The organism is Streptomyces sp. CB02366, assembly GCF_001905905.1.
Classification (GTDB): domain Bacteria; phylum Actinomycetota; class Actinomycetes; order Streptomycetales; family Streptomycetaceae; genus Streptomyces.
The window spans coordinates 108,306-130,501 of the sequence record NZ_LIVT01000005.1 but is presented as its reverse complement, the minus strand read 5'-3'; the positions used below and the strand labels follow the sequence as shown (position 1 = coordinate 130,501).

Sequence of the window (22,196 nt, the reverse complement as noted above, 5' to 3'; positions counted from 1 at the left end):
CCTCGGGGCGCCCGCTACGGAGCGAGCACGTCCAGTTCGTGCAGGGCGCCCACCGCGATCTCCTTGGTGATCCGCTCGGCGGCCTCCGCGTCCCCCTCGCGGACCGCTTCGGCCAACCGTACGTGCAGGGTGACGGCGGCCGGGTCGGGGTCCTCGAACATCACCTGGTGGTGGGTGCGGCCCGCCAGGACCTCGGCGACGACGTCCCCGAGCCGGGCGAACATCTCGTTGCCGGAGGCGTTGAGGACGATCCGGTGGAAGGCGATGTCGTGTTCGAGGTAGCCCTCCAGCTGCTGGCCCCGCGAGGTGGCGACCATGCCGAGGGCGCGCTCGGTCAGCTCGGCGCACTGCTCGGCGGTGGCGTGGCGGGCGGCGAGGGAGGCGGCGACCGGTTCGACGGCGGAGCGCAGCACGGTGAGGGAGCGGAGCTGGCGGGGGCGGTCGGCGCCGGCGAGGCGCCAGCGGATGACCTGGGGGTCGTACACGTTCCAGGCGTCGGTGGGGCGGACGGTCACGCCGACGCGGCGGCGCGACTCGACCAGGTGCATCGACTCCAGGACCCGGACCACTTCCCGGACGACCGTACGGGAGACGTCGAAGCGCTGGGCCAGCTCGTCGGTGCGCAGCACGCTGCCGGGCGGGCACTGGCCGGAGGAGATCTCCAGACCCAGGGTGTCCAGCACATGCGTATGCAGCCCCTGGCTCTGTGTGGTCATGGGTCAAGCCTAAGGGGTGCCCCTCGGGAACAATAAGTACGACGTTTACGTCACAGACTCTTGAATAAGTCGTACCTAATAGGTTTCAGTAGCGCGACGGACCGATGTCGAAGAAGACAGCGAGACACCCCATGAAGACCGCACCCCCCACGAGCACCCCCCACGTCGTCGTGGTGATGGGCGTAGCAGGAACCGGCAAGACCACGATCGGCCCCCTGCTCGCCGCCGAACTCGGCGTTCCGTACGCCGAGGGCGATGACTTCCATCCCCCGGCGAACATCGCCAAGATGTCGGCCGGCACCCCCCTGGACGACGACGACCGGTGGCCCTGGCTGGACGCCATCGGCGCATGGGCGCACGGGCGTGCCGGGCTCGGCGGGGTCGTCTCCAGCTCCGCGCTCAAGCGGGTCTACCGGGACCGGCTGCGGGAGGGGGCGCCCGACGCCGTCTTCCTGCACCTGACCGGCGACCGGGCGCTTATCGAGGAGCGGATGGCGGATCGCAAGGGCCACTTCATGCCCCCCGCGCTGCTCGACTCGCAGTTCGCGACGCTCCAGCCGCTCCAGGCCGACGAGGCCGGGGTGAGCGTCGACGTGTCCGGCACCCCTACGGAAATCACCCAGCGAGCCGTCGCGGCACTGCGCCGGCTCGACAGTTAAGGACCTTCACCGTGACCAGTCTCAGCGTCGAGATGCTGGCAGCGGACGCCGCCGAACCGATCACCTCGGCAGGCAACGCTCAGTTGGGCATCGCCGTCCTGGCGGGCATCGCCGTCATCGTTCTCCTCATCACCAAGCTCAAGATGCACGCCTTCCTGGCGCTGACCATCGGTTCGCTGGCGCTCGGCTCCTTCGCGGGCGCGGCCCCGGCGGACACGATCCTCAGCTTCACCTCGGGCCTCGGCTCCACCGTGTCGGGCGTGGGCGTCCTGATCGCGCTCGGCGCGATCCTCGGCAAGCTGCTCGCGGACTCCGGCGGCGCCGACCAGGTCGTCGACACCATCCTGGCGAAGGCGAGCGGCCGGGCGATGCCCTGGGCGATGGTCCTGATCGCCTCGATCATCGGGCTGCCGCTGTTCTTCGAGGTCGGGATCGTGCTGATGATCCCGGTCGTGCTGCTGGTCGCCAAGCGCGGCAACTACTCCCTGATGCGGATCGGCATCCCCGCGCTGGCCGGGCTCTCGGTGATGCACGGGCTGATCCCGCCGCACCCCGGCCCGCTGGTCGCGATCGACGCCCTGGACGCCAACCTGGGCGTGACGCTGGCGCTCGGCGTGCTGGTCGCCATACCGACGGTGATCATCGCCGGTCCGGTCTTCTCCCGCTACGCCGCGCGCTGGGTGGACATCAAGCCGCCGGAGAACATGATCCCGCAGCGGCCCTCGGAGGAGCTGGACCGCCGCCCGAGCTTCGGCGCGACCCTGGCGACCATCCTGCTGCCGGTCGTCCTGATGCTGCTGAACGCGCTCGTCGAGATCGTGGTCGACAACCCGGAGAACGGCCTCCAGAAGGTCACCATGGTCATCGGTTCGCCGCTGATCGCCCTGCTCGCGGCCGTCCTGGTCGGGATGTTCACGCTCGGCCGGGCCGCCGGGTTCACCAAGGACCGGCTGGCCGGCACGGTGGAGAAGTCCCTCGCCCCGATCGCCGGGATCCTGCTCATCGTCGGGGCGGGCGGCGGCTTCAAGCAGACGCTCATCGACGCCGGTGTGGGCCGGATGATCCTGGACTTCTCCGAGAACTGGTCGATCCCCGCCCTGCTGCTCGGTTGGCTGATCGCCGTCGCGATCCGCCTCGCCACCGGCTCGGCCACGGTCGCCACGATCTCGGCCGCCGGTCTGGTCGCCCCGCTGGCCGCCGACATGTCGACCTCGCACGCGGCGCTGCTGGTGCTGGCGGTCGGCGCCGGTTCGCTCTTCTTCAGCCACGTCAACGACGCCGGGTTCTGGCTGGTGAAGGAGTACTTCGGCATGAACGTCGGCCAGACGGTGAAGACCTGGTCCGTGATGGAGACGATCATCTCCGTGGTGGCGATGGCGTTCATCCTGCTGCTGTCGCTGCTGCTGTAGCGGCCCCGTACCGCGTACGTACGCGCCCGTCCCGGAACCGTCCGGGGCGGGCGCGTACGCGTGCGTACGGAGGCTCAGCGGCGGGCGGTCCCGCTCCCGGCGGCCTTCTCCAGCCGGAACGCCTCGTTGCCGAGGCCGATCCGGGCGTGCACCCCGGGCCGGACCGAGCGCAGTACCGCCCCGTACGCCAGGCCGCCGAGGAGGGCGAGGACGATCACACCGGGCAGCAGCCAGGTGAGGGCCGAGCCGGGGCCCGAGCCGACGAGGGCGCCGAAGTCGCGGACGGTGAGGACCGCGATCGACAGCAGCGCCAGTCCGGCGAGGGCGGAGGCGACCAGGCGGGGGGCCTGGGCGCGGCCCGCGCCGCGCTTGACGAAGAAGGCGATGACGGCGAAGGAGGCGGCGGCCATCAGCAGGATGACGCCGAGCGCGCCGACGTTGCCCATCCAGGTGAACAGCCGCAGGACGGGGGCGGTGGGGTCGCCGACCGGGTTGTCGTCGGTGAACGCGAACGCCAGGACGACCACCACCGAGACCGCGCTCTGGAGCAGCGAACCGGTGCCGGGGGCGCCGCTCACCCGGTTGGTACGGCCGAAGCGGGCGGGCAGCAGGCCCTCGCGGCCCATCGCGAACGCGTAGCGGGCGACCACGTTGTGGAAGCTCAGGAGCGCCGCGAACATCCCGGTGACGAAGAGGACGTGCAGCACGTCGGTGAAGGTGGAGCCGAGCCGCTCCTCGGTGAGGCCGAACAGCATGCCGGGGCCCTCCTTGAGGGAGGTGTCGGCGATGGAGCCGGGTCCGGCGGCCACGGTGAGGGCCCAGGAGCTGATCGCCAGGAACAGTGCGGCGTAGCCGACGGCGAGGAACATCACCCGGGAGACCACGACCTGCGGGCGGCTGGTCTCCTCGGCGTACACCGGGGCCTGTTCGAAGCCGACGAACGCGGCGACGCAGAAGCAGAGCGCGGTGCCGAGTCCGGCGCCGGCGAGCGTCTCGGGGTCGAAGGCGTGCAGCGACAGGCCCTCGGGGCCCGGCTTGCTGACGGCGGCGATGTCGAAGATCACGACGAGGGCGCACTCGATGACCAGGAGGACGCCGAGCACCTTGGCGTTGAGGTCGATCTTCAGCCAGCCCAGGGCGCCGACGACCGCCGCCGAGGCCAGGGCCGGGATCCACCACGCGAGCTCGATGCCGAGGTAGGCGGCGAAGATGCCGGAGACCTCGAAGCCGAGGATGCCGTAGATGCCGACCTGCATCGCGCTGTACGCCACCAGCGCCACGAGCGAGGCCCCGGCGCCGGCGGTCGGGCCGAGCCCGCGGGCGATGTAGGCGTAGAACGCGCCGGCGTTGTGGACGTGCCGGCTCATCTCCGCGTAACCGACGCCGAAGAGCATCAGGACGGCGCCCAGGATGAGGTAGAGCAGCGGCTGGCCGACGATGCCCATCACGCCGAAGACCGTGGGCATCACTCCCGCGACGACCATCAGGGGCGCGCTGGCGGCGACCACCGAGAGCAGGAGGCCGGGGGTGCCGAGCCGGTCGGCGCGCAGGGCGCGCTCCTCGCCCTTGTAGGTGTTGATCCCTCCGGCGCCGGCCGCGCTCCCGGTGGTGTCGGTCTCGCTGGAAAACGAACTGCCGGTCGACATGACGGGTGGGGTTCCTTCCTTCGGGGTGGAGCCGGTGGGGTGGTGCTCTTCGTGCTGCGCGGGCGCCCTGTCCCAGGAGCGTCTCAGGAGGAGGCGTCTCAGGGGCGGCGTGCTCCAAGGGACGCCGCCCCTCAGGGGGCGCCGAGGGCGTAGGCGCGCGCGGCGGTGAACGCCGCGTGGGGTTCCCCTCCGGCGTACGACCAGGGCGCGGCGGTGGCGTGCGCGCCGATGCGGTGGAAGAGGGCGGCGGCCTCGGCGGGCCGGCCCTCGCAGACCTTGGCGTGCGCCAGGAAGTTCAGGTCGACGCGGTGGCGGGGGTGGTCGTCGCGTTCCCACTCCAGCCACCAGTCGAAGGCGGCCTTCGTCACCTGGCGGGCGCGGCGTCCGGACCAGTGGTCGGAGGCCGCCGGGTCGGCGGGTTCGATGCCCGCCGCGACCAGGACGCGGTAGCGCTCGGCGTGGGCGATGACGGGGAGGACGGCCAACGGGGAGTCGGCCGGGGCCAGTTCGGCGGCCCAGGAGGCGAAGTCGTAGACCTCGTGGAGCGGGTCGTGGCCGCTCTCGGGGCTGCTCTCGGCCAGCAGAGCCGCCATCACGTGGTGGGCGTGATGGTGGTCCGGGTGGCGGGAGCGCACCTCCTCGAAGAGCCGGCCGGTCTCGTCCGCGCCGTCGTCGCGCCCCCGGTCCAGGAGGAGCAGCGCGAGCCAGGGGGTGGGGTCGTCGGGGGTGAGGCGGGCGGCGGCCAGACACGCCTCGCGGGCGCGGGCGGCGTCGCGCGGCCCGGCCCCGGGCCGCAGCGCACGGGCCACCCGGGCGCAGCCGAGGAGGACGGCCGCGTCGGCGCTCTCGGGTTCGACGAGCAGCCAGTCGCCCGCCCAGTCCACGGCGGACGCGATCTCGGCGAGGGCGAGCAGGCGGTGGGCGCGGCGGTCCCAGTCCCGTCCGGTGCCCACCAGCAGGGTGCGGGCCTCGGACCATCTGCCCCGGGCGAACCGGCCGCGTACGGCGATGAGTTCGTCGTCGTCGAGAGCCGGGTCGAAGACGTGTTCCGAGCGGCTGCCCCGGCGTCGGGAACGGCCCAGAGGGGGCGGGGGCGGCGGAGGCGGGGGCATGCCGCGGGCTTCTTTCGATGCGGTGTGCGAGCGGACGATCGCGCACAGCAAAGCGGGAGGCCGCGCTTCGCGTCAAGGGGCGTTGGACGCCAACTGCTCATATGGGTAAGTCAGTTGGCTGATTCCGGTCGAACCGCCGAGGACGGCGGCACAGCGGGTGGAGGGGGGCGGGGCGGCACTCGTCGGCGCCCGGACCGGGGTTCCCGCGGATGCCACACTGGTCGCATGGAGCCACGCGAACCCCTGAAGCCCTTCCTCCTCGCCTTTCCCGGACCGCTGCGGGACCGGCTGGTGGCAGCGGTGCTCGCGGGCGAGAAGGTGTCCACCACCGGGCTGCTGTGCGAATACGAGGCGGAGCAGGAGGAGTTGCCGCCGGTCGGCGAACGCTCCGCGCTCATCGACTCGGACGGGCGGGAGGTCGCGGTGGTCGAGGTGACGGAGGTACGGGTGCTGCCGCTGGGGGCCGTGGACCTGCGGCACGTGCTGGACGAGGGCGAGGGGTACGCCTCGGTGGCCGAGTGGCGGGCGGGGCACGAACGGTTCTGGCACGGCGAGGAGATGCGGGAGGCTCTGGGGGATCCGTCGTTCACGGTGGACGACGGGACGCTGATCGTCGCGGAGCGGTTCCGGGTGGTCGAGCGGATGGTGTGACCCGGGGGCTGGGGCGCCCGGAGGCAGGGTGTCCGGAGGCGGGGGCGGGCCCTCGGCCGGGGGTTGCCGGGGCCGCCCCCGGGCCTCCGCCCCTCGGCCTCCGCAGGGCTCGGCCCGGGGCCGGAGCCGGGCCCTCCGCTCGGGAGAAGCGGGGGCCGGAGGCCCGGTCGCCGGGGCCCGCGAAGGGCTGGAACGGCCCGCCCGCCGGTGCTCGGGGCTACGAGGCCACGGCCTCCGCCGCCGCCCGGCCCGCCGCCCGGCCCGAGAAGACGCAGCCGCCCAGGAACGTGCCCTCCAGGGAGCGGTAGCCGTGGACTCCGCCGCCGCCGAAGCCCGCCGCCTCGCCCGCCGCGTACAGGCCGGGAAGCGGGGCGCCGTCGGCGGTCAGGACCCGGGAGGACAGGTCCGTCTCCAGGCCGCCGAGGGACTTGCGGGTGAGGATGTTGAGCCGGACGGCGATCAGAGGTCCCGCCGCCGGGTCCAGGATGCGGTGCGGCTTCACGGTGCGGATGAGGCGGTCGCCCAGGTAGGCGCGGGCTCCGTTGATCGCGGTGACCTGGAGGTCCTTGGTGAAGGGGTTGGCGATCTCGCGGTCGCGGGCGGTGATCTCGTGGCGCAGGCCCGCCTCGTCGATGAGGCCGTCGCCGGTGACCGCGTTCATGCCGCGCACCAGCGCGCCGAGCTCCTTCTCCACGACGAAGTCGGCCCCGTGGTCCATGAACGCCTTGACCGGGGCGGGCACGTCCACACGGGCCCGGCCGATCACGTCGCGCACCGACTTCCCGGTCAGGTCCGGGTTCTGCTCGGAGCCGGAGAGCGCGAACTCCTTGCCGATGATGCGCTGGTTGAGCACGAACCAGGTGTAGCCGTGGCCCGAGCCCATGATGTGTTCGAGGGTGCCGAGCGTGTCGAAGCCGGGGAAGAGGGGCACCGGCAGCCGCTTGCCGCGGGCGTCCAACCAGAGGGACGAGGGGCCGGGCAGGATCCGGATGCCGTGCCGGGCCCAGATCGGGTTCCAGTTCTCGATGCCCTCGGTGTAGTGCCACATCCGGTCGCGGTTGATGTGGTGCGCGCCCGCCTTCTCCGCGATGCCGAGCATCAGGCCGTCCACGTGGGCCGGGACGCCGGAGAGCATCTTCTCGGGCGGGGCGCCCAGGCGCTTCGGCCACTGGGCGCGGACCAGGTCATGGTTGCCGCCGATGCCGCCGGAGGTGACGATCACCGCCTGGGCCCTCAGCTCGAAGACCCCGGCGACCTCCCGGCTGCTCGCGGCGCCGCGCTCGGCCGCGCTGGGTTCCAGGATCTCGCCGGTGACCGTGTCGAGCGCCCCGGCGGTGCGGGAGAGACCGGTCACCCGGTGGCGGAACCCCAGCCGGACGAGCCCCCGGGCGACGCCCTCGCGGACCCGCCGCTCGAAGGGGGCGACGATGCCGGGGCCGGTGCCCCAGGTGATGTGGAAGCGGGGTACGGAGTTGCCGTGGCCGGTCGCGTCGTAACCGCCGCGTTCGGCCCAGCCGACGACGGGGAAGAAGCGCACCCCCTGCCGGTGCAGCCAGGAGCGCTTCTCACCGGCGGCGAAGTCGACGTACGCCTCGGCCCACTTCCTCGGCCAGTGGTCCTCCTCCTCGCGGTCGAAGCCCGCCGTGCCGTACCAGTCCTGGAGCGCCAGCTCACGGCTGTCCTTGATCCGCATCCTGCGCTGTTCGGGCGAGTCGACGAGGAAGAGACCGCCGAAGGACCAGTGCGCCTGGCCGCCGACGGCCTGCTCGGGCTCCTGGTCGAGGAGGATCACGGAGCGGCCGGCGTCGACGAGTTCGGCGGTGGCCACCAGCCCGGCGAGTCCCGCCCCGATCACGATCACGTCAGCGTCGTACGCCATGGGTTCCATCCTGTCGGGAAGGCTCGGGGGCGGGCAGGACGGGCGGCGGCGGTCGGCCCCGGGGGGCGGCGAGACGTTCAAGTTACCCGTGCGTCAGATCTTGGGTATCCGCCGGGGCCACGTCAACCGTCCGGCCTGGTGCTGTTGGATGGAGCGCATGGACCCCTCCGAGGAGATTCTGGACATCGTCGACGAGAACGACGTGGTCGTCGGGCAGGCTCCGCGCGGTGAGGCGACCGCGCGGAGGCTGCGGCACCGCTGCGTGTTCATCGAGGTGCGCGACGCGGAGGGGAGGGTCTTCGTCCACCGGCGTACGGACACGAAGCCGGTCTTCCCCTCGCACTACGACATGTTCGTCGGCGGTGTCGTGGGCGCGGGCGAGTCGTACGACGAGGCGGCGCTGCGCGAGGCGGAGGAGGAGCTGGGGGTCTCGGGGCTGCCCCGCCCGGAGCCGCTGTTCCGGTTCCTCTACGCGGACGGCGAGCACACCTGGTGGTCGGCCGTCTACCGGGTGCGCTGCGAGCTGCCGGTCTCCCCGCAGGTGGAGGAGGTCGCCTGGCACGCGTTCCTCGACGAGGCGGAGCTGGAGCGGCGGCTCGGGGAGTGGCCCTGGGTGCCGGACGGCCTGGAGGCGTACCGGCGGCTGCGGGAGCCCCGGACGGCGTGACGGGGCCCGGTACCGGCCCACCGGCCCCTCCGGGCCCGCCCCGGCACGGCCTCGGACCTGGTCCGGCCCGGTCGGACGCGGTCGGAAGCAGTCGGGCGCGGTTGGGCGCGGTCCGGCCCGGTCGGGTCCGGCCGGGGGGCAGCGCCTAGGGTTTCCGGTGTGAACAAGATCGCGCAGAGCGTACGGCTGTGGTTCGCGCCGCAGCGGGTCCGGGAGGAGGGGGACACCCCCGACTACCGGTTCTCGCTGGCCAACGAGCGCACGTTCCTCGCCTGGATCCGGACGGCGCTGGCGCTGATCGGCGGCGGGTTCGCCGTCGACCAGTTCCTGCCGGAGCTGGCATGGGGCGTCCGGGCCGGGCTGGCGCTCGGGCTGCTGGCCGCCGGAGTGCTCTGCGCGCTGCGGGCGGTCAACCACTGGGTGCGGTGCGAGCGGGCGATGCGGCGGGGCGGTGACCTGCCGGTGTCCCGGTTCCCGACCCTGCTGGGCCTCGTGGTCGCCGTCGTGGCCGTGGCGATGGTGGTGGTGGTCCTCTTCGGCTGGGAGGGCGGGTGACGGCGCCGGGCCGGGATCCCGGACTGCAGCCCGAGCGGACGCGGCTGGCCTGGCGGCGGACCACGCTCTCCGCCACGGTCGTCGCGCTGCTCGCCGTACGGCAGGCGCTGCACAGCGGGGCGGCCCCGGGCACGCTGGTCGCGGTGGCGCTGAGCGCGCTGGCCTGGCTGGGGTTCCTGCTGACGGCCCACCGCCGGGTGGTGGCGCTGGGGGTGGCGCGCCCCCGGCCGCTCGCGCCGCGCGGGGCGCTGACGGCCGCGCTGTGCACGGTGGCGCTGGCGGTGTTCGCGGCGGCGATGGTCTTCTGAGCGCGGCCCCGCCGCGCTCCGCCCTCAGCCGTCCCAGTCCACCGTCACCACGATCTTGCCGCGGGTGCGCCCCTCCTGGTTGAGGCGGTGGGCCTCGGCGGCCTCCTCCAGCGGGAACACCCGGTCCACGTGGACGGTGACGATGCCCCGCTCGGCCAGCTCCGCGACCTGGGTCAGGTCGTCCGCGTCGGGGCGCACGAAGGCGTAGCGCCCGCCGTAGGAGAAGACCTCCTCGTCGGCGATGGAGGCGAGCCGGCCGCCCGGGGCGAGAGTCTCGGCGGAGGCCCGCAGGGCGTCGCCGCCCACCGTGTCGAAGGAGGCGTCGAAGCCCTCGGGAACCAGTTCCCGCAGGCGTTCGACCAGGCCCTCGCCGTACTCCACCGGCTCCGCGCCGAGGCTGCGCAGGTGGTCGTGGTTGCGGGGGCTCGCGGTGCCGACGACCCGGCAGCCGGTGTGCCGGGCGATCTGGACGGCGAGCGATCCGACCCCGCCGGCCGCCGCGTGGACCAGGACGGTGTCGCCCTCGCGGATCTTCAGGACGCGGTGCAGCACCTGGTACGCGGTCAGCCCGGCCAACGGCAGGCCGGCCGCCTCCTCGAAGCTCAGGCTCAGCGGCTTGCGGGCCAGGGTGCGCACGGGGGCGGCGACGTACTGGGCGAACGTGCCGCGCGAGAGGAAGTCCTCCCGTACGTAGCCGATGACCTCGTCGCCCACCGCGAACTCGTCCACGGCGACGCCCGGTTGCACGACGACGCCGGAGACGTCCCAGCCGGGGACCACCGGGAAGACGGCGTCGAGCGCCCCTTGCAGGTAGCCCTCGCGGGCCTTCCAGTCGACCGGGTTGACGGCGGCGGCCCGCACCTTCACCAGGACGGAGTCGGGGCCGACCTTGGGGTCGGGCCGCTCGCCGTACTCCAGGACGTCCGCGGAGCCGTACGCGCTGTAGCTGATCGCCTTCATCCTCCGACCTTCCGCGCAGGCCGGGGGCGCCGCAACTCGGAGCGCCGCCGGTACGGCCACCGGTGGCCGCCGGTGGCCGCAGAGCGCGCGGAGGCTCGGCCGCGTGCCCCGGCCGGCCTGCGGGACGGCCCGATCACGGAAGGCACTGGACGGCATACCGACTGGTCGGCATCATGGTCTCCGTCCGTCCCGCCCCTCGTTCCGTCGCCCGGAGGTACGCCCCATGAGCCCAGTCCCCCCGCCAGGTCTCGACCCCGTGGCGCTGCGGGCCCGTCTCGACCGCGAGCGGCCGGGGCTGGTGAGCGGACCCCTCGAAGCGCGGCTGATCGAGGGCGGCCGCTCCAACCTCACGTACGTCGTCGGCGACGGGACGGGGCAGTGGGTGGTGCGCAGGCCGCCGCTCGGCCACGTGCTGGCCACCGCGCACGACATGGGGCGCGAGTACCGCGTGATCAGCGGCCTGCACCCCACCGCCGTGCCCGTGCCGGAGCCGCTGCTGCTCTGCGAGGACGACGCGGTGCTCGGCGCGCCGTTCTACGTGATGGAGTACGTCGAGGGCACCCCGTACCGCACGGCCGCCCAGCTCGCCCCGTTGGGCCCCGAGCGCACCCGGGCGGCGGTCCTCGGACTCGTCGACACCCTGGTGGACCTGCACGCCGTGGGCCCGGAAGCGGTGGGGCTCGGGGACTTCGGGCGGCCGGAGGGCTTCCTGGACCGGCAGTTGCGGCGGTGGGGCAAGCAGCTGGACGCCTCCCGCAACCGCGAGCTGGCGGGCATCGACGAGCTGCACGCCGCCCTCGGCCGGGCCCTGCCCGCCTCCCCCGCGCCCACCGTCGTCCACGGCGACTACCGGCTGGACAACGTGCTGCTCGGCCCGGACGACCGCATCAGGGCCGTCCTCGACTGGGAGATGTCCACGCTCGGCGACCCGCTGACCGACCTCGGCCTGCTCGTGATGTACAGCTCCGACCTCGGGCTGCCGAGGTCGCCCGTCTCCACCACCAGCGGGGCCCCCGGGCACCCCTCCCCCGCCGAGCTGATCGAGCGCTACGCCGCCCGGTCCGGCCGGGACGCCTCCGCCATCTCCTGGTACACGGCGTTCGCGTGGTTCAAGCTCGCCGTGATCCTGGAGGGCATCCACTACCGCTACACCCTCGGCCAGACCGTCGGCGCGGGCTTCGACCGGATCGGCGACCTCGTCCCCGTCTTCATCGAGCACGGCCGCACCACCCTCCAGGAAGGCTGACCCATGGACTTCGCATTCGACGCCCGTACCGAGGAACTGCGGGGCAGGCTGCTCGCGTTCATGGACGAGCACGTGTACCCGGCCGAGCCGGTCGCCGAGGAGCAGCGGGCACGGCTCGCCTCGCCGTGGGACACGCCCGCGGTCGTCGGGGAGCTGAAGGCCGAGGCGCGCCGGCGCGGGCTGTGGAACCTCTTCCTGCCGGACGCGGAGTACGGGGCCGGGCTGACGAACCTCCAGTACGCCCCGCTCGCGGAGATCACCGGACGCTCCCCGCACCTCGCGCCGACCGCGACGAACTGCGCCGCCCCGGACACCGGGAACATGGAGGTGCTGTCCCAGTTCGGCACCGAGGAGCAGAAGAAGAGGTGGCTGGAGCCGCTGCTCGCCGGGGAGATCCGCTCCGCGTTCGCGATGACGGAGCCGGAGGTGGCGTCCTCGGACGCGACGAACATCGAGACCCGGATGATCCGGGACGGCGGGGACTACGTCGTCAACGGGCGCAAGTGGTACATCTCCGGGGCGATGAACCCCGACTGCGCGGTCTTCATCGTGATGGGCAAGACCGACCCGGACGGAGACGACATCCGCCGCCAGCAGTCGATGGTCCTGGTCCCCCGCGACGCCCCGGGCGTCGAGGTGCGGCGGGCCATGCGGGTGTACGGGTACGAGGACCACTCGCACGGCGGCCACGCCGAGGTCGTCTTCCACGACGTGCGGGTGCCCGCGGCCAACCTGGTGGGCGAGGAGGGCGGTGGTTTCGCCATCGCGCAGGCGAGGCTGGGGCCGGGCCGCATCCACCACTGCATGCGGCTGATCGGGATGGCGGAGCGGGCGATCGAGCTGATGTGCCGGCGGGCCGTGGAGCGTACGGCGTTCGGCAAGCCGCTGGCCGCGCAGGGCGTCGTGCAGAACTGGATCGCGGACGCCCGGGTCACGGTGGAGCAGCTGCGGCTGCTGGTGCTGAAGACGGCCTGGCTGATGGACACCGTGGGCAACAAGGGCGCGCACACGGAGATCCAGGCCATCAAGATCGCCACTCCGCGCGCGGTGGTGGACATCCTGGACTCGGCGGTGCAGTTGTACGGCGCGGGCGGGGTCAGCCAGGACTTCCCGCTGGCGGAGCTGTGGGCCTCGGCCCGGACTCTGCGGCTGGCGGACGGCCCCGACGAGGTGCACCAGCGGTCGCTGGCCCGGCGGGAGATCAAGCGGCACGGGTGACGGACGCCGCCGCGGCCCCTTCCCGAGGCGGTGCTCGGGAAGGGGCCGCGGCGCTCGCACGGGGTCCGGAGGGCGGGGCCGCCGCCCGGTGGGCCCTGGACCGGTGGCCCCGGGCCGGTGGGACCGGCGGTCAGAAGGTGAGCTTCCAGCTGTCGATGTAGCCGGTGTCCTGGCGGGCGATGTCCTGGACGCGGAGCTTCCAGGTCCCGTTGGCCGTCTCGCCGGAGGCGTTGACCGTGTACGTCGCGATGACGTTGTCCGCCGAGTCGCCGCTGCTGGAGTTCTTCAGCCGGTACGCGCTGCCGTCCGGGGCGATCAGGTCGACGACCAGGTCGCCCCGGTAGGTGTGCTTGATGTCGACGCCGACCGAGAGCGCGGCCGGGGCGTTGCCCGTCCGGCCGGTGACCGCGACCGAGGAGGTCACGGCCGCCCCGGCGTCCGGGACGGCGACGTCGGCGTCGTTGGAGAAGACGGTGCCGGTGGGCGGTTCGCCGGTGGAGCCGGCGGACAGCGTCCAGATCGCGTGCGCGGCGGCGTCGCTGTTGCGGTCCAGGGCGGTGTCGTTGATGTTGCTCAGGTTGTCGCAGGAGGAGTGGTAGCAGCGGTCGAAGGCCTGCCCGGCCGTCCCGCCCCACTTCTGCGCCTGGGCGGCCGACTTGGTGTAGCCGGCGCCGGTGAAGAGGCCGCCGACCGGGACGCCGATGTTCTTGAACGGGGCGTGGTCGGAGCGGCCGTCGCCCTCGGTCTCGATCTCCGTGGGGACCGAGAGGCCGGCGAAGTAGTCCTTGAAGGTCTTCTCGATGACCGGGTCGTCGTCGTAGACGAAGTAGCCGGGGTTGGGCGAGCCGATCATGTCGAAGTTGAGGTAGCCGGCGAGCTTGGAACGCTCGGCGGACGGCAGGTTGTTGACGTAGTACTTCGAGCCGATCAGGCCCAGCTCCTCTGCGCCCCACCAGGCGAACCGCAGGTGCTTGTCGGGCTGGTACCCGGCACGGGAGACGGCGAGGGCGGTCTCCAGCACGGCGGCCGAGCCGGAACCGTTGTCGTTGATCCCGGCGCCGGAGGAGACCGAGTCGAGGTGGGCCCCGGCCATCAGGACCTTGCTCGGGTCGCCGCCGGGCCAGTCGGCTATGAGGTTGTATCCGGTGGCCCCGCCGGAGGTGAACTGCTGGAGCGTGGTGGTGTATCCGGCCGCGTCGAGCTTGGCCTTCACGTAGTCCACGGACGCCTTGTAGCCGGGGCGGCCGTGGGCGCGGTTGCCGCCGTTGTTCGCGGCGATCGTCGAGAGCTGCGACAGGTGGGCCTTGACGTTGGCCACGGGGATGTCGGGGGCGGCGACGGCGGCCTTCGCCGCCCCCGCCGCGTCCGCGTGGGCGGCCGGCACGCCGGCCCCGAGGGCGACGGCGAGGGCCACGGCCGCGACGGCCGCCGGGGATCTGCGCAGGGCGAAACGGTTCGGTCTCATTCACGGGCTCCGGATTCCGTTGGGGACTGACGGAACGTGCGGGGGGTCCCCGGCCGCGCGGTGGGGCGGCCGGGTCCTGGAGCATGGGCCCCGAGAAGGGGGCCCGGAGGTGCGCGATGCGTGACCGATGCTCAGGTAAATGACCGTGCTCCGTCAAGAGCGGAAACCGGACATAGCCGTTCTATTAACGAACAGAGGCGAACCCGTGAACCGCGGGGCCTCACCGGGAGGGGGCGTATACGTCATACATCCAGGCTCGCCCCGGTCGGCGGAGCGGGCCAGTGGACGGCGCGGGGCCCCGGGGGCGGACGGCCCGGGCGCCGCTCCGGAGCGGTGCGTCACGGGGGGCGCGGCGGCCCCGCGCTACGGGCGCAGGGCCCGCAGCAGCAGGTCGGCGAGATGGTCGGCGACCTCCTGGCGGCTGAGCGGACCGTCCGGGCGGTACCAGGTGGAGAGGTGGTGGACGGAGCCGAAGTGGTAGTCGACGACCAGGTCGGCGGGGGTGGCGGAGGAGAAGACCCCGCTGCGCTGGCCCTCCTCGATCAGGGCCCGGAAGCGCTCGTGGTAGCGGCGTCGCTCGACCCGTACCTGCTTGTTCTTCTCCGGGCTCAGGTGGTGCATGGAACGGAAGAAGATCGACGCGTCGTCCAGGTTGTCGATGGTCGTGACCACCACGTCGGCCGCCGCGTCCCGCAGCCGCTCCTCGACGGGGGCCTCGGCGTTCGCGAAGGCGTCCAGGCGCTCCTGCTGGAGCCGCAGCACCCGGGCGTAGACCTCCTGGAGCAGGTCCTCCTTGGAGCCGAAGTAGTGGTAGAGCGCCCCCTTGGTGACGCCCGCCGCCTCGACGATCTCCTGGACCGAGGTGCGGTCGTACCCGCGCTCGGCGAAGAGCCGGGTGGCGGCGGCCAGCAGTCTCTGAGGGACGGGAGTGCCGTTCTGGTCCGTCGCCTTGGACATGAGCCGCCACCTTCCTTTCGTACCGTGCGTGGGCGGTTCCGACGCTGTTCTAACGGGGGGAACGCAGTTCCCGCCTGAGGATCTTCCCACTCGCGGTCTTCGGCAGCTCGCTCAGGATCCGCACCTCGCGCGGGTACTTGTACGCGGCGAGCCGTTCCTCGCAGTACGCGCGCAGTTCGCCGGGCTCCGCGGACGCGCCCGGCCGCAGGCTCACGTACGCCCGGACGGTCTCCCCCCGGTAGGCGTCGGGCACGCCCACGACGGCCGCCTCGCGCACCGCCGGATGGGTGTGGAGGACGTCCTCGACCTCGCGCGGCCACACCTTGAACCCGGAGGCGTTGATCATGTCCTTCTTCCGGTCCACGACGTACAGCCAGCCCGCCGCGTCCATGAAGCCGATGTCGCCGGTGCGCAGCTCGCCGTCCGGGAAGGCGACGGCGGTGGCCCCGGGGAGGTTCCAGTAGCCGGGGACGACCTGCGGGCCGCGCACCGCGATCTCCCCCTGCTCCCCGAAGGGGACCTCGCGCCCCTCCTCGTCCAGGATGCGTACGACGGTGTCCGGGCCGGGGACGCCGACCGAGAGGGTGCCCGAGACCGGGTCCACGGGGGCCTCGTGCTCGGGCGGGACCGAGGCGCAGGGGGCGGTGCACTCGGTGAGTCCGTAGCCGTTGCGGAGGTACGGGCCGAACCCCGCGCGGAACCTCTCCACCAGGGCGGGCGGCAGCGGCGCGCCGCCGGAGGAGATCACCCGGAACGAGGCGAAGTGGTCCGGGGTGGCGTCCGGGTGCGCGGCCAGCGCCATGAAGGCGGTGGACGGGCCGACGGTGTAGGCGGGGCGGTGGACGGCGAACGCCTCCAGCACCACGCCCGCCTCGAAACGGTGGGCGAGGACGAGCGTGCCCGCGTTGGCGACGCAGGCGGCGAACTGGCAGACCATCCCGGTGATGTGGAAGAGCGGGGCGAGCGCGAAGTAGGCGGAGCCCTCCGCGATCGGGTGGCCGGTGCGCTGGCGTTCGGCGTTGACCGTGATGTTCCCGTGGGTGTTCATCGCGCCCTTGGGGACGCCGCTGGTGCCGGAGGTGTAGCTGATCAGCGCGGTGTCGGCGGCGGTGGGAGCGGGGTCCGCGGGGGCGGGGCGGCCGGCGCGGGCGACGGCCAGCAGGTCGTCCGCGAGGTCGTCGGGGCCGGGGGCGGGGAGCCGTTCGAAGCCGAGGACGCGGGGGTCGTTCACGCTCTGGAGGTCCAGCTCGCAGGCGGTGAGCGCGATCCGGAGGCACGGGGCCGCCGCCGCGGTCTCCCGCAGGTACGCCTCCCACGCCCGGTCCGAGCAGACCAGCGCGGTGACCCCGGCGTCGGCGAGGACGTGGCCGACCTCGCCGGCCTTGTACATCGGGTTGAGCGGGACGACGGTCGCGCCCGCCTTCCACGCGCCGAGCAGCGCGAGGACGAAGTGCGGGCTGTTCTGGAGCATGATCGCGACCCGGTCGCCGCGTCGCAGCCCCCGGGCGGCGAGGTACCCGGCCACCGAGTCGGACAGCCGGTCGGTCTCGCGGTAGTCGAGGCGGCCGTCGAAGTAGGCGAGGGCGGTGCGGTCCGGGGCCCGGTCCACCGCGTCCCGCCAGGAGTGCAGCACGCTCGGGGGCGGAGCGACGGGGGCGCGCTGGGCCTCGCTGAGCAGGGCCAGCCAGGGCCGGGCGGCGTAGATCGAAGCGGCCGGGCGGCCGGCGCCGGGGGCCGGGGCCCCGGCGCCGGGGCTCGGGGCGCCCGGGGCCGGTGTTCCGGCGGCGGGCGCGGGGCCGGGGCGCGTCGGGTCGCTCATGCCCCGCTCGCCTCCCACTTCCGCTGGAGCCTGTTCATGCCGCCCATCCACCGGTCGGGGTCGGCGGCGCGCGCCCGGTAGTAGTCGGCCACCTCCGGATGGGGCAGGACCAGGAAGCGGTCCTCGTCCATCGCCGCGAACAGGGCGTCCGCGACGGCGTCCGGCTCGATCGCGCCGGGGGCGAGGACCAGTTCGCCGGCCGAGCCGGCGGCGGTGAGCATGTCGGTGCGCACGCCCTGCGGGCAGATCGCGTGGACCTTGACCCCCCGGTGGCGGTAGGTGAGGGAGAGCCATTCCGCGAAGGCCACCGCCCCGTGCTTGGTGACGCTGTAGGGGGCCGCGCCGATCATCGTCAGCAGTCCGGCGGCGGAGGCGGTGGTGACGAACCGCCCGCCGCCGCGCTCCAGCCAGTCCGGCAGGAGCGCCCTGGCCGCGCGGACGTGGGCCATCACGTTGACGTCCCAGGCGGCGGCCCAGACCTCCTCGTCGGCGAACGCGTCGCCGGGGGAGGCGAGGCCCGCGTTGGCGCAGTAGACGTCCACCGTGCCGCCGAGCGCCTCACGGGCCGCGTTCACGATGCCCGAGGCGTCCCCGGCGACGGCGAGGCCGCCGATCTCCTTCGCGAGCGGCTCGATCCGCGCGGGGTCCAGGTCGTTGACGACGACCCGCGCTCCCCCCGCGGCGAACCTGCGGGCCAGTGCGGCGCCGATGCCGCCTCCGGCCCCGGTGACCACCACTCCCGCGCCCTGCACCGTACCCATCGTCATCCCGCCTCTCCGTCCGGCCGCACCGGCAGACTAACCAGTCGGTATGTGATCCGGGAAGAGCCGGGGGCGGCCGGAAGGGGCCCGGTTCCCGCCCGGGAGGCCGGCGGGGTCCGGCCCGGACGCCTGGCGCGGTCCGGCCCGGGAGAGGGGCGGCTTCGGGGCCCGGAGCGGCGCCGCCCTCCCCGAGGCGGCCGGCGTCCGGCGTCCGGCGCGGGGAATCCGTGCCGTCCGGGTCGTTCCGCGCGGCCCCGGCCCGCGCTAGCGTGCGTGGCCATGACAGTCGGCGCGATCATGGAGGTAGCGGAATGAGCCTGTCCCGACGTGGTGTGCTGGCCGCGGGAGGCGCGGTGGGGGCGCTCGCGGCGACGGCGGCCGGTACCGGTCCCGCCGCGGCGTCGTCCGCGCGCGGACGCGGCCCGGGGCACGGGCGCGGCCGGGTGCGCACCGGCTTCGACCGGCTGGCGGCCGACGGTTACCGGATGCTGCGGGGCGAGCGGGTCGGACTCGTCACCAACCCGACCGGGGTCACCGCCGACGTACGGCACATCGTGGACGTCATGCATCCGGACTCCCGGGTGGAGCTGACCGCCGTGTTCGGGCCCGAGCACGGTTTCCGGGGGACCGCGCAGGCGGGCGGCTCCGAGGGGCGCTACGACGACCCGGCGACCGGGCTGCCGGTCTACGACACGTACCTCAAGAGGGGCCGGGAGCTGGCGGACGTCTTCATCGCCTCGGGGGTGGACACGGTCCTCTTCGACATCCAGGACGCCGGTGCGCGCTTCTACACCTACATCTGGACGCTCTACGACTGCATGGAGGCCGCAGCGCTCGCGGGCAAGCGCCTCGTGGTGCTGGACCGGCCGAACCCGGTCACCGGGCGCGAGGCGCTGGGGCCCGTGCTGGACCCGGCGTTCGGCACGTTCGTCGGCCGCCGGGAGATCGCCCAGGCGCACGGGATGACGGTGGCGGAGCTGGCGCTCTTCTTCAACGCGGAGTTCCTGCACGAGAATCCGGCGCGGCTGGACGTGGTGACGATGTCGGGGTGGCGGCGCTCGGACTTCTTCGACGAAACCGGCCTGCCGTGGGTGCCGCCGAGCCCGAACATGCCGACGCCCGAGACCGCGCTCGTCTACTCCGGCACCTGCCTCTTCGAGGGCACGAACCTCTCCGAGGGCCGGGGCACCACGCGCCCCTTCGAGCTGCTGGGCGCGGAGGGCGTCGACCACCGGTGGGCGGCCGCCGCGAACGCGCTGGAACTGCCGGGGGCGGCCTTCCGCGAGGCGTACTTCGCGCCGACCTTCTCCAAGTTCGCCGGGAAGACGGTGGGCGGGGTGCAGGTGCACGTCCAGGACCGGGAGGTCTTCGATCCGGTCCGCACCGGGATCGCCCTGCTGGTCACGGCGAAGCAGACGTGGAGCGGCTTCGCCTGGCGTCCGGACAACTGGATCGACAAGCTCACCGGCAGCACCCGGGTCCGCACGATGATCGACGCGGGTGCGGACACCGACACGGTGGTACGGGCGTGGCAGCGGGACCTGTCGGCCTTCCGGGCGAAGCGGCGCCGGTATCTGCGGTACGGGGGGTAGCGGCGGGCCGGGGGCCGTCGAGCGGGGCCCCGCCCCTCGGCCGGACGGCCGGCCCCCGCCCCCGCCCCCGGCCGGTCGGGCGCCCGGCCAGGGGGCCATCCGGTCAGCCGGTCAGCCGGTCAGGTCCAGGTCGCCGAGGGCCTCGCCGTCCTCGGTGAGGCCGCGCCTGCGGTAGCCGAGGCGGAGGTAGAACTCCTCCGGGCCGCCCTCGCCCAGGCGCCAGGTCACCGTCGAGACCGTCCCCCCGCGCCGCCGTATCTCCTCGTTCACCGCCTCCACCGCGAACCGCCCGTACCCCCGGCCCTGCTCCCCGGCGGCCACGGCGAGCCGCCACAGACCGGAGCGGGGCGGGGCGTCCGGCGTCCCGGCGTCGAAGTCGAACCGCACGCCGAAGAAGGCCATCACGAAACCCACGACGCGGTCGCCGTCGCGGATCAGCCGGGGCCAGGCGGTATCGGGGTGCACATACGCCTCGGCCAGTGACTGCGCCACCGGCGAGACGAACTTCCGCTGCTCGGGAGCGACGTCCAGCCGACAGGCTTCGAGCACCGTGTCGGGGGTGACCGCTTCGAGGCGGAGAGATCCAGTCGTCATGAGGTCACACAACCTCATCGGCCGCCCGTACCTCCACTGGATTACCTGGTCAGCGGGGGTACCCCCGCCCCACCGGCCCGGCGGTCCGCACGGGAGGCGGCCACCCGGACGCCGCCCCGCCCCGCCCCTGGCGCCCCGTCCGGCACGGGGCGCCCGGGAGAAGTCTCGGCCAATGGACGGTTTTCATCTTTCGATGGAGCCGAAACGGGCAGGCGTACGTCCACTCCTTGACGTCCAAGGACGAACGGCGGAGGTGGCGGTGGTATGGCCGGTTTCCGGAGTCTTGCGAGACAGGTCCGCGATCCGCTGGGCGATCTCGCCCTGCGGCGGTACTCGCTGCGCAAGTGTTTGGAGAGGTTCGCCCCGTACGGGCACCGGGCGACCTGGGACCATCTGTGCGCCCGGCACGGGATCGATCCCGAGGACCGGGCCCCCGACCCGGCGCGTCTGATCCGCGCGCTGGAGGAACTGGAGGAGGCGCGGGCCGTCTGGCTCGCGTACGAGGCGCGGTTCGCCGAGCGGCGGCGGCGCGAGAAGCACGCGGGGCGGCGGCGGCCCGGGGCGTTCGACGACTGGCACCGGCGCACCTGGGGCGGCCACGGGGTGGCCCGCTGCACCGACCCGGAGGTCCATCCCAGCGAGCCGCTCGCCGAGGTCCTGCGCCGACTGATCGCGGCCCTGGGCTCGGACCCCGGCTCCGCCTGCCCCGTCTGCGCGGGGACCGGCATCGAGTGGCGGCAGGAGCGGGGCGAGGAGGCGTGGGCCGGCCCGGTCTGCACGGGCTGCGGGATCGCGGTGCCGCAACCCGCCCTGACCGACCGCACACTGGCGCGGGCCCGCCTGCCCCGCCACCGCGAACGGACCGCCGCCGCCGCGTGAGGCCGGGCGGCCGCGCCCCGCCGTGGCTACGGCTGCCCGGGCGGCTGTCCGGGCTCGGGCGACCGCCTGCGCTCGGGCATGAGGCGGGAGCCGGTGATCTTCTCCCCGTTGACGTCGTCGGGGTTGGAGAGCACGCAGGTCTCCAGCGACAGGCAGCCGCAGCTGATGCAGTCGGTCAGGTGGTCGCGCAACCGGTGCAACTGCGTGATGCGCTCCTCCAGTTCCCCGCGCCAGACCTCGGAGAGGCGGGCCCAGTCCTCGCGGTTGGGCGTGCGCTCGTCGGGCAGTTGGGCGAGCGCCTCGCGGATCGTGGCCAGCGGGATGCCGACGCGCTGGGCCGCCCGCACGAAGGCGACCCGGCGCAGGGCGTCACGCGTGTAGCGGCGCTGGTTGCCGCTGGTACGGGTGGAGGCGATCAGGCCCTTGGACTCGTAGAAGTGCAGGGCGGAGACGGCGGCGCCGCTGCGCGCCGAGAGCTGGCCGACCGAGAGTTCGTGGAGTGACTGCGGGATCTGTGGCACGCCTCAAACCTACTGCCATGTCGTTGACAAGGAACGCGCCGCCCGACGATGCTGAGCAAGCGCTTAGACATCGCGCCGGGTGGTGCGCCGAGCCGGAAGGCAGGAACCGGGAACATGGCAGAACCGAGGATCTTCACGTCCGCGCAGGAGCTGCGGGACGGGGTGGGCGAGCAGCTGGGGCACAGCGACTGGCTGGAGATCGGGCAGGAGAGGATCGACGGCTTCGCCGAGGCGACCGGCGACCACCAGTGGATCCACGTGGACCCGGAGCGGGCGAAGGACGGTCCGTTCGGCACGACCATCGCGCACGGCTACCTGACGCTCTCGCTGCTGCCCGCGCTGGTGCCGCAGGTGATGCGGGTCGAGGGCGTGAAGATGGGCATCAACTACGGGACCAACAAGGTCCGCTTCCCCTCGACCGTGCCGGTCGGCTCCCGGCTGCGGGCCACGGCGGTGCTCCGCGAGGTCGAGGAGACGGGCGGCGGCGTCCAGGTCACGGCGGTCGTCACCGTCGAGCGCGAGGGCGGCGAGAAGCCGGCCTGCGTCGCCGAGTCGGTGTCCCGCTACTACTTCTGAACCGGC

Annotated in this window: 22 protein-coding genes; 11 read left to right on the top strand and 11 right to left on the bottom strand. The window is 73.5% G+C overall.

Annotation, left to right across the window (positions count from 1 at the left end; genetic code table 11):
* Positions 1 to 14: 14 nt before the first annotated feature.
* Entirely contained in the window at positions 15 to 716 is a 702-nt protein-coding gene (locus tag AMK24_RS17575) for a FadR/GntR family transcriptional regulator (RefSeq protein WP_073769721.1), read from the bottom strand.
* A 131-nt stretch (positions 717 to 847) separates the two neighbouring features.
* Here AMK24_RS17575 and AMK24_RS17570 point away from each other — a divergent pair, with 131 nt between their 5' ends.
* Positions 848 to 1,375 carry a gluconokinase gene (locus AMK24_RS17570; protein WP_073769720.1) on the top strand — a complete coding sequence of 176 codons (528 nt, stop codon included), beginning with the start codon at positions 848 to 850 and terminating at the stop codon, positions 1,373 to 1,375.
* 11 nt (positions 1,376 to 1,386) lie between these two features.
* Positions 1,387 to 2,784 (top strand): GntP family permease, encoded by a 1,398-nt coding sequence (locus AMK24_RS17565; RefSeq protein ID WP_073769719.1) that lies wholly within the window; start codon positions 1,387 to 1,389, stop codon positions 2,782 to 2,784.
* Between the two features lie 74 nt (positions 2,785 to 2,858).
* Here AMK24_RS17565 and AMK24_RS17560 read toward each other — a convergent pair whose 3' ends face one another.
* Together AMK24_RS17560 and AMK24_RS17555 are read right to left on the bottom strand one after the other, a co-directional pair.
* On the bottom strand, positions 2,859 to 4,430 hold the full coding sequence (locus tag AMK24_RS17560) for an APC family permease (RefSeq protein WP_073769718.1): 1,572 nt from the start codon (positions 4,428 to 4,430) through the stop codon (positions 2,859 to 2,861).
* Positions 4,431 to 4,561: 131 nt separating this feature from the next.
* A complete protein-coding gene (locus AMK24_RS17555) occupies positions 4,562 to 5,542 on the bottom strand; it encodes a hypothetical protein (RefSeq protein WP_073769717.1) in 981 nt (326 codons plus the stop codon).
* 225 nt (positions 5,543 to 5,767) lie between these two features.
* On the opposite strand from AMK24_RS17555, the gene AMK24_RS17550 reads away from it, so the two are divergent.
* Entirely contained in the window at positions 5,768 to 6,193 is a 426-nt protein-coding gene (locus AMK24_RS17550; RefSeq protein WP_073769716.1) for an ASCH domain-containing protein, read from the top strand.
* Between the two features lie 217 nt (positions 6,194 to 6,410).
* Here AMK24_RS17550 and AMK24_RS17545 read toward each other — a convergent pair whose 3' ends face one another.
* On the bottom strand, positions 6,411 to 8,072 hold the full coding sequence (locus AMK24_RS17545; RefSeq protein WP_073769715.1) for an FAD-binding dehydrogenase: 1,662 nt from the start codon (positions 8,070 to 8,072) through the stop codon (positions 6,411 to 6,413).
* A gap of 157 nt (positions 8,073 to 8,229) precedes the next feature.
* Between AMK24_RS17545 and AMK24_RS17540 the strand changes: the two genes are divergently transcribed.
* The 3 genes from AMK24_RS17540 (at position 8,230) to AMK24_RS17530 (ending at position 9,602) form a co-directional block, all read left to right on the top strand.
* Positions 8,230 to 8,739 (top strand): NUDIX hydrolase, encoded by a 510-nt coding sequence (locus AMK24_RS17540; protein ID WP_073769714.1) that lies wholly within the window; start codon positions 8,230 to 8,232, stop codon positions 8,737 to 8,739.
* Positions 8,740 to 8,898: 159 nt separating this feature from the next.
* Positions 8,899 to 9,294, top strand: a complete 396-nt coding sequence (locus AMK24_RS17535; RefSeq protein ID WP_073769713.1) for a YidH family protein — start codon at positions 8,899 to 8,901, stop codon at positions 9,292 to 9,294.
* Complete coding sequence (locus AMK24_RS17530) at positions 9,291 to 9,602, top strand: DUF202 domain-containing protein (protein WP_073769712.1); 312 nt, start codon at positions 9,291 to 9,293, stop codon at positions 9,600 to 9,602. The genes AMK24_RS17535 and AMK24_RS17530 overlap by 4 nt, the downstream gene beginning before the upstream one ends.
* A 24-nt stretch (positions 9,603 to 9,626) precedes the next feature.
* Here the strand turns inward: AMK24_RS17530 and AMK24_RS17525 are convergent, their stop codons facing one another.
* Positions 9,627 to 10,562 carry an NADP-dependent oxidoreductase gene (locus AMK24_RS17525; RefSeq protein ID WP_073769711.1) on the bottom strand — a complete coding sequence of 312 codons (936 nt, stop codon included), beginning with the start codon at positions 10,560 to 10,562 and terminating at the stop codon, positions 9,627 to 9,629.
* A gap of 223 nt (positions 10,563 to 10,785) precedes the next feature.
* Between AMK24_RS17525 and AMK24_RS17520 the strand changes: the two genes are divergently transcribed.
* Both AMK24_RS17520 and AMK24_RS17515 read left to right on the top strand, forming a co-directional pair.
* The gene (locus AMK24_RS17520) at positions 10,786 to 11,808 is read left to right on the top strand and encodes a phosphotransferase family protein (RefSeq protein ID WP_073769710.1); all 1,023 of its coding nucleotides are present in this window, start codon (positions 10,786 to 10,788) and stop codon (positions 11,806 to 11,808) included.
* Positions 11,809 to 11,811: 3 nt separating this feature from the next.
* The gene (locus AMK24_RS17515; protein WP_073769709.1) at positions 11,812 to 13,026 is read left to right on the top strand and encodes an acyl-CoA dehydrogenase family protein; all 1,215 of its coding nucleotides are present in this window, start codon (positions 11,812 to 11,814) and stop codon (positions 13,024 to 13,026) included.
* Between the two features lie 130 nt (positions 13,027 to 13,156).
* On the opposite strand, the gene AMK24_RS17510 is transcribed toward AMK24_RS17515, so the two are convergent.
* The 4 genes from AMK24_RS17510 to AMK24_RS17495 all read right to left on the bottom strand — a co-directional run bounded on the left by AMK24_RS17510 (position 13,157) and on the right by AMK24_RS17495 (position 18,034).
* On the bottom strand, positions 13,157 to 14,491 hold the full coding sequence (locus AMK24_RS17510) for a M28 family metallopeptidase (RefSeq protein WP_073769708.1): 1,335 nt from the start codon (positions 14,489 to 14,491) through the stop codon (positions 13,157 to 13,159).
* A 363-nt stretch (positions 14,492 to 14,854) separates the two neighbouring features.
* Positions 14,855 to 15,448, bottom strand: coding sequence for a TetR/AcrR family transcriptional regulator (locus AMK24_RS17505; RefSeq protein WP_030114195.1), 594 nt, complete (start codon positions 15,446 to 15,448; stop codon positions 14,855 to 14,857).
* 49 nt (positions 15,449 to 15,497) lie between these two features.
* On the bottom strand, positions 15,498 to 17,267 hold the full coding sequence (locus tag AMK24_RS17500) for a class I adenylate-forming enzyme family protein (protein ID WP_199876448.1): 1,770 nt from the start codon (positions 17,265 to 17,267) through the stop codon (positions 15,498 to 15,500).
* The gene (locus AMK24_RS17495; protein WP_079190548.1) at positions 17,264 to 18,034 is read right to left on the bottom strand and encodes an SDR family oxidoreductase; all 771 of its coding nucleotides are present in this window, start codon (positions 18,032 to 18,034) and stop codon (positions 17,264 to 17,266) included. Before AMK24_RS17495 ends, AMK24_RS17500 begins: the two co-directional genes overlap by 4 nt.
* 305 nt (positions 18,035 to 18,339) lie before the next feature.
* On the opposite strand from AMK24_RS17495, the gene AMK24_RS17490 reads away from it, so the two are divergent.
* The gene (locus AMK24_RS17490) at positions 18,340 to 19,620 is read left to right on the top strand and encodes an exo-beta-N-acetylmuramidase NamZ family protein (protein WP_073769707.1); all 1,281 of its coding nucleotides are present in this window, start codon (positions 18,340 to 18,342) and stop codon (positions 19,618 to 19,620) included.
* Between the two features lie 111 nt (positions 19,621 to 19,731).
* On the opposite strand, the gene AMK24_RS17485 is transcribed toward AMK24_RS17490, so the two are convergent.
* Entirely contained in the window at positions 19,732 to 20,214 is a 483-nt protein-coding gene (locus AMK24_RS17485; protein WP_073769706.1) for a GNAT family N-acetyltransferase, read from the bottom strand.
* A 264-nt stretch (positions 20,215 to 20,478) separates the two neighbouring features.
* Between AMK24_RS17485 and AMK24_RS17480 the strand changes: the two genes are divergently transcribed.
* Entirely contained in the window at positions 20,479 to 21,093 is a 615-nt protein-coding gene (locus AMK24_RS17480) for a hypothetical protein (RefSeq protein ID WP_073769705.1), read from the top strand.
* Between the two features lie 26 nt (positions 21,094 to 21,119).
* On the opposite strand, the gene soxR is transcribed toward AMK24_RS17480, so the two are convergent.
* On the bottom strand, positions 21,120 to 21,614 hold the full coding sequence (gene soxR / locus AMK24_RS17475) for a redox-sensitive transcriptional activator SoxR (RefSeq protein WP_073769704.1): 495 nt from the start codon (positions 21,612 to 21,614) through the stop codon (positions 21,120 to 21,122).
* Positions 21,615 to 21,728: 114 nt separating this feature from the next.
* Here soxR and AMK24_RS17470 point away from each other — a divergent pair, with 114 nt between their 5' ends.
* On the top strand, positions 21,729 to 22,190 hold the full coding sequence (locus tag AMK24_RS17470; RefSeq protein ID WP_073769703.1) for a MaoC family dehydratase: 462 nt from the start codon (positions 21,729 to 21,731) through the stop codon (positions 22,188 to 22,190).
* The last annotated feature ends 6 nt before the right edge of the window (positions 22,191 to 22,196 follow it).

What these genes read in the sequence shown, in the direction of transcription:
- AMK24_RS17575 (WP_073769721.1), bottom strand. Translation starts at nt 716, where the DNA reads ATGACCACACAGAGCCAGGGGCTGCATACGCATGTGCTGGACACCCTG.
- AMK24_RS17570 (WP_073769720.1), top strand. Translation starts at nt 848, where the DNA reads ATGAAGACCGCACCCCCCACGAGCACCCCCCACGTCGTCGTGGTGATG.
- AMK24_RS17560 (WP_073769718.1), bottom strand. Translation starts at nt 4,430, where the DNA reads ATGTCGACCGGCAGTTCGTTTTCCAGCGAGACCGACACCACCGGGAGC.
- AMK24_RS17555 (WP_073769717.1), bottom strand. Translation starts at nt 5,542, where the DNA reads ATGCCCCCGCCTCCGCCGCCCCCGCCCCCTCTGGGCCGTTCCCGACGC.
- AMK24_RS17550 (WP_073769716.1), top strand. Translation starts at nt 5,768, where the DNA reads ATGGAGCCACGCGAACCCCTGAAGCCCTTCCTCCTCGCCTTTCCCGGA.
- AMK24_RS17545 (WP_073769715.1), bottom strand. Translation starts at nt 8,072, where the DNA reads ATGGCGTACGACGCTGACGTGATCGTGATCGGGGCGGGACTCGCCGGG.
- AMK24_RS17540 (WP_073769714.1), top strand. Translation starts at nt 8,230, where the DNA reads ATGGACCCCTCCGAGGAGATTCTGGACATCGTCGACGAGAACGACGTG.
- AMK24_RS17525 (WP_073769711.1), bottom strand. Translation starts at nt 10,562, where the DNA reads ATGAAGGCGATCAGCTACAGCGCGTACGGCTCCGCGGACGTCCTGGAG.
- AMK24_RS17520 (WP_073769710.1), top strand. Translation starts at nt 10,786, where the DNA reads ATGAGCCCAGTCCCCCCGCCAGGTCTCGACCCCGTGGCGCTGCGGGCC.
- AMK24_RS17515 (WP_073769709.1), top strand. Translation starts at nt 11,812, where the DNA reads ATGGACTTCGCATTCGACGCCCGTACCGAGGAACTGCGGGGCAGGCTG.
- AMK24_RS17510 (WP_073769708.1), bottom strand. Translation starts at nt 14,491, where the DNA reads ATGAGACCGAACCGTTTCGCCCTGCGCAGATCCCCGGCGGCCGTCGCG.
- AMK24_RS17505 (WP_030114195.1), bottom strand. Translation starts at nt 15,448, where the DNA reads ATGTCCAAGGCGACGGACCAGAACGGCACTCCCGTCCCTCAGAGACTG.
- AMK24_RS17500 (WP_199876448.1), bottom strand. Translation starts at nt 17,267, where the DNA reads ATGAGCGACCCGACGCGCCCCGGCCCCGCGCCCGCCGCCGGAACACCG.
- AMK24_RS17495 (WP_079190548.1), bottom strand. Translation starts at nt 18,034, where the DNA reads ATGACGATGGGTACGGTGCAGGGCGCGGGAGTGGTGGTCACCGGGGCC.
- AMK24_RS17490 (WP_073769707.1), top strand. Translation starts at nt 18,340, where the DNA reads ATGAGCCTGTCCCGACGTGGTGTGCTGGCCGCGGGAGGCGCGGTGGGG.
- AMK24_RS17485 (WP_073769706.1), bottom strand. Translation starts at nt 20,214, where the DNA reads ATGACGACTGGATCTCTCCGCCTCGAAGCGGTCACCCCCGACACGGTG.
- AMK24_RS17480 (WP_073769705.1), top strand. Translation starts at nt 20,479, where the DNA reads ATGGCCGGTTTCCGGAGTCTTGCGAGACAGGTCCGCGATCCGCTGGGC.
- AMK24_RS17470 (WP_073769703.1), top strand. Translation starts at nt 21,729, where the DNA reads ATGGCAGAACCGAGGATCTTCACGTCCGCGCAGGAGCTGCGGGACGGG.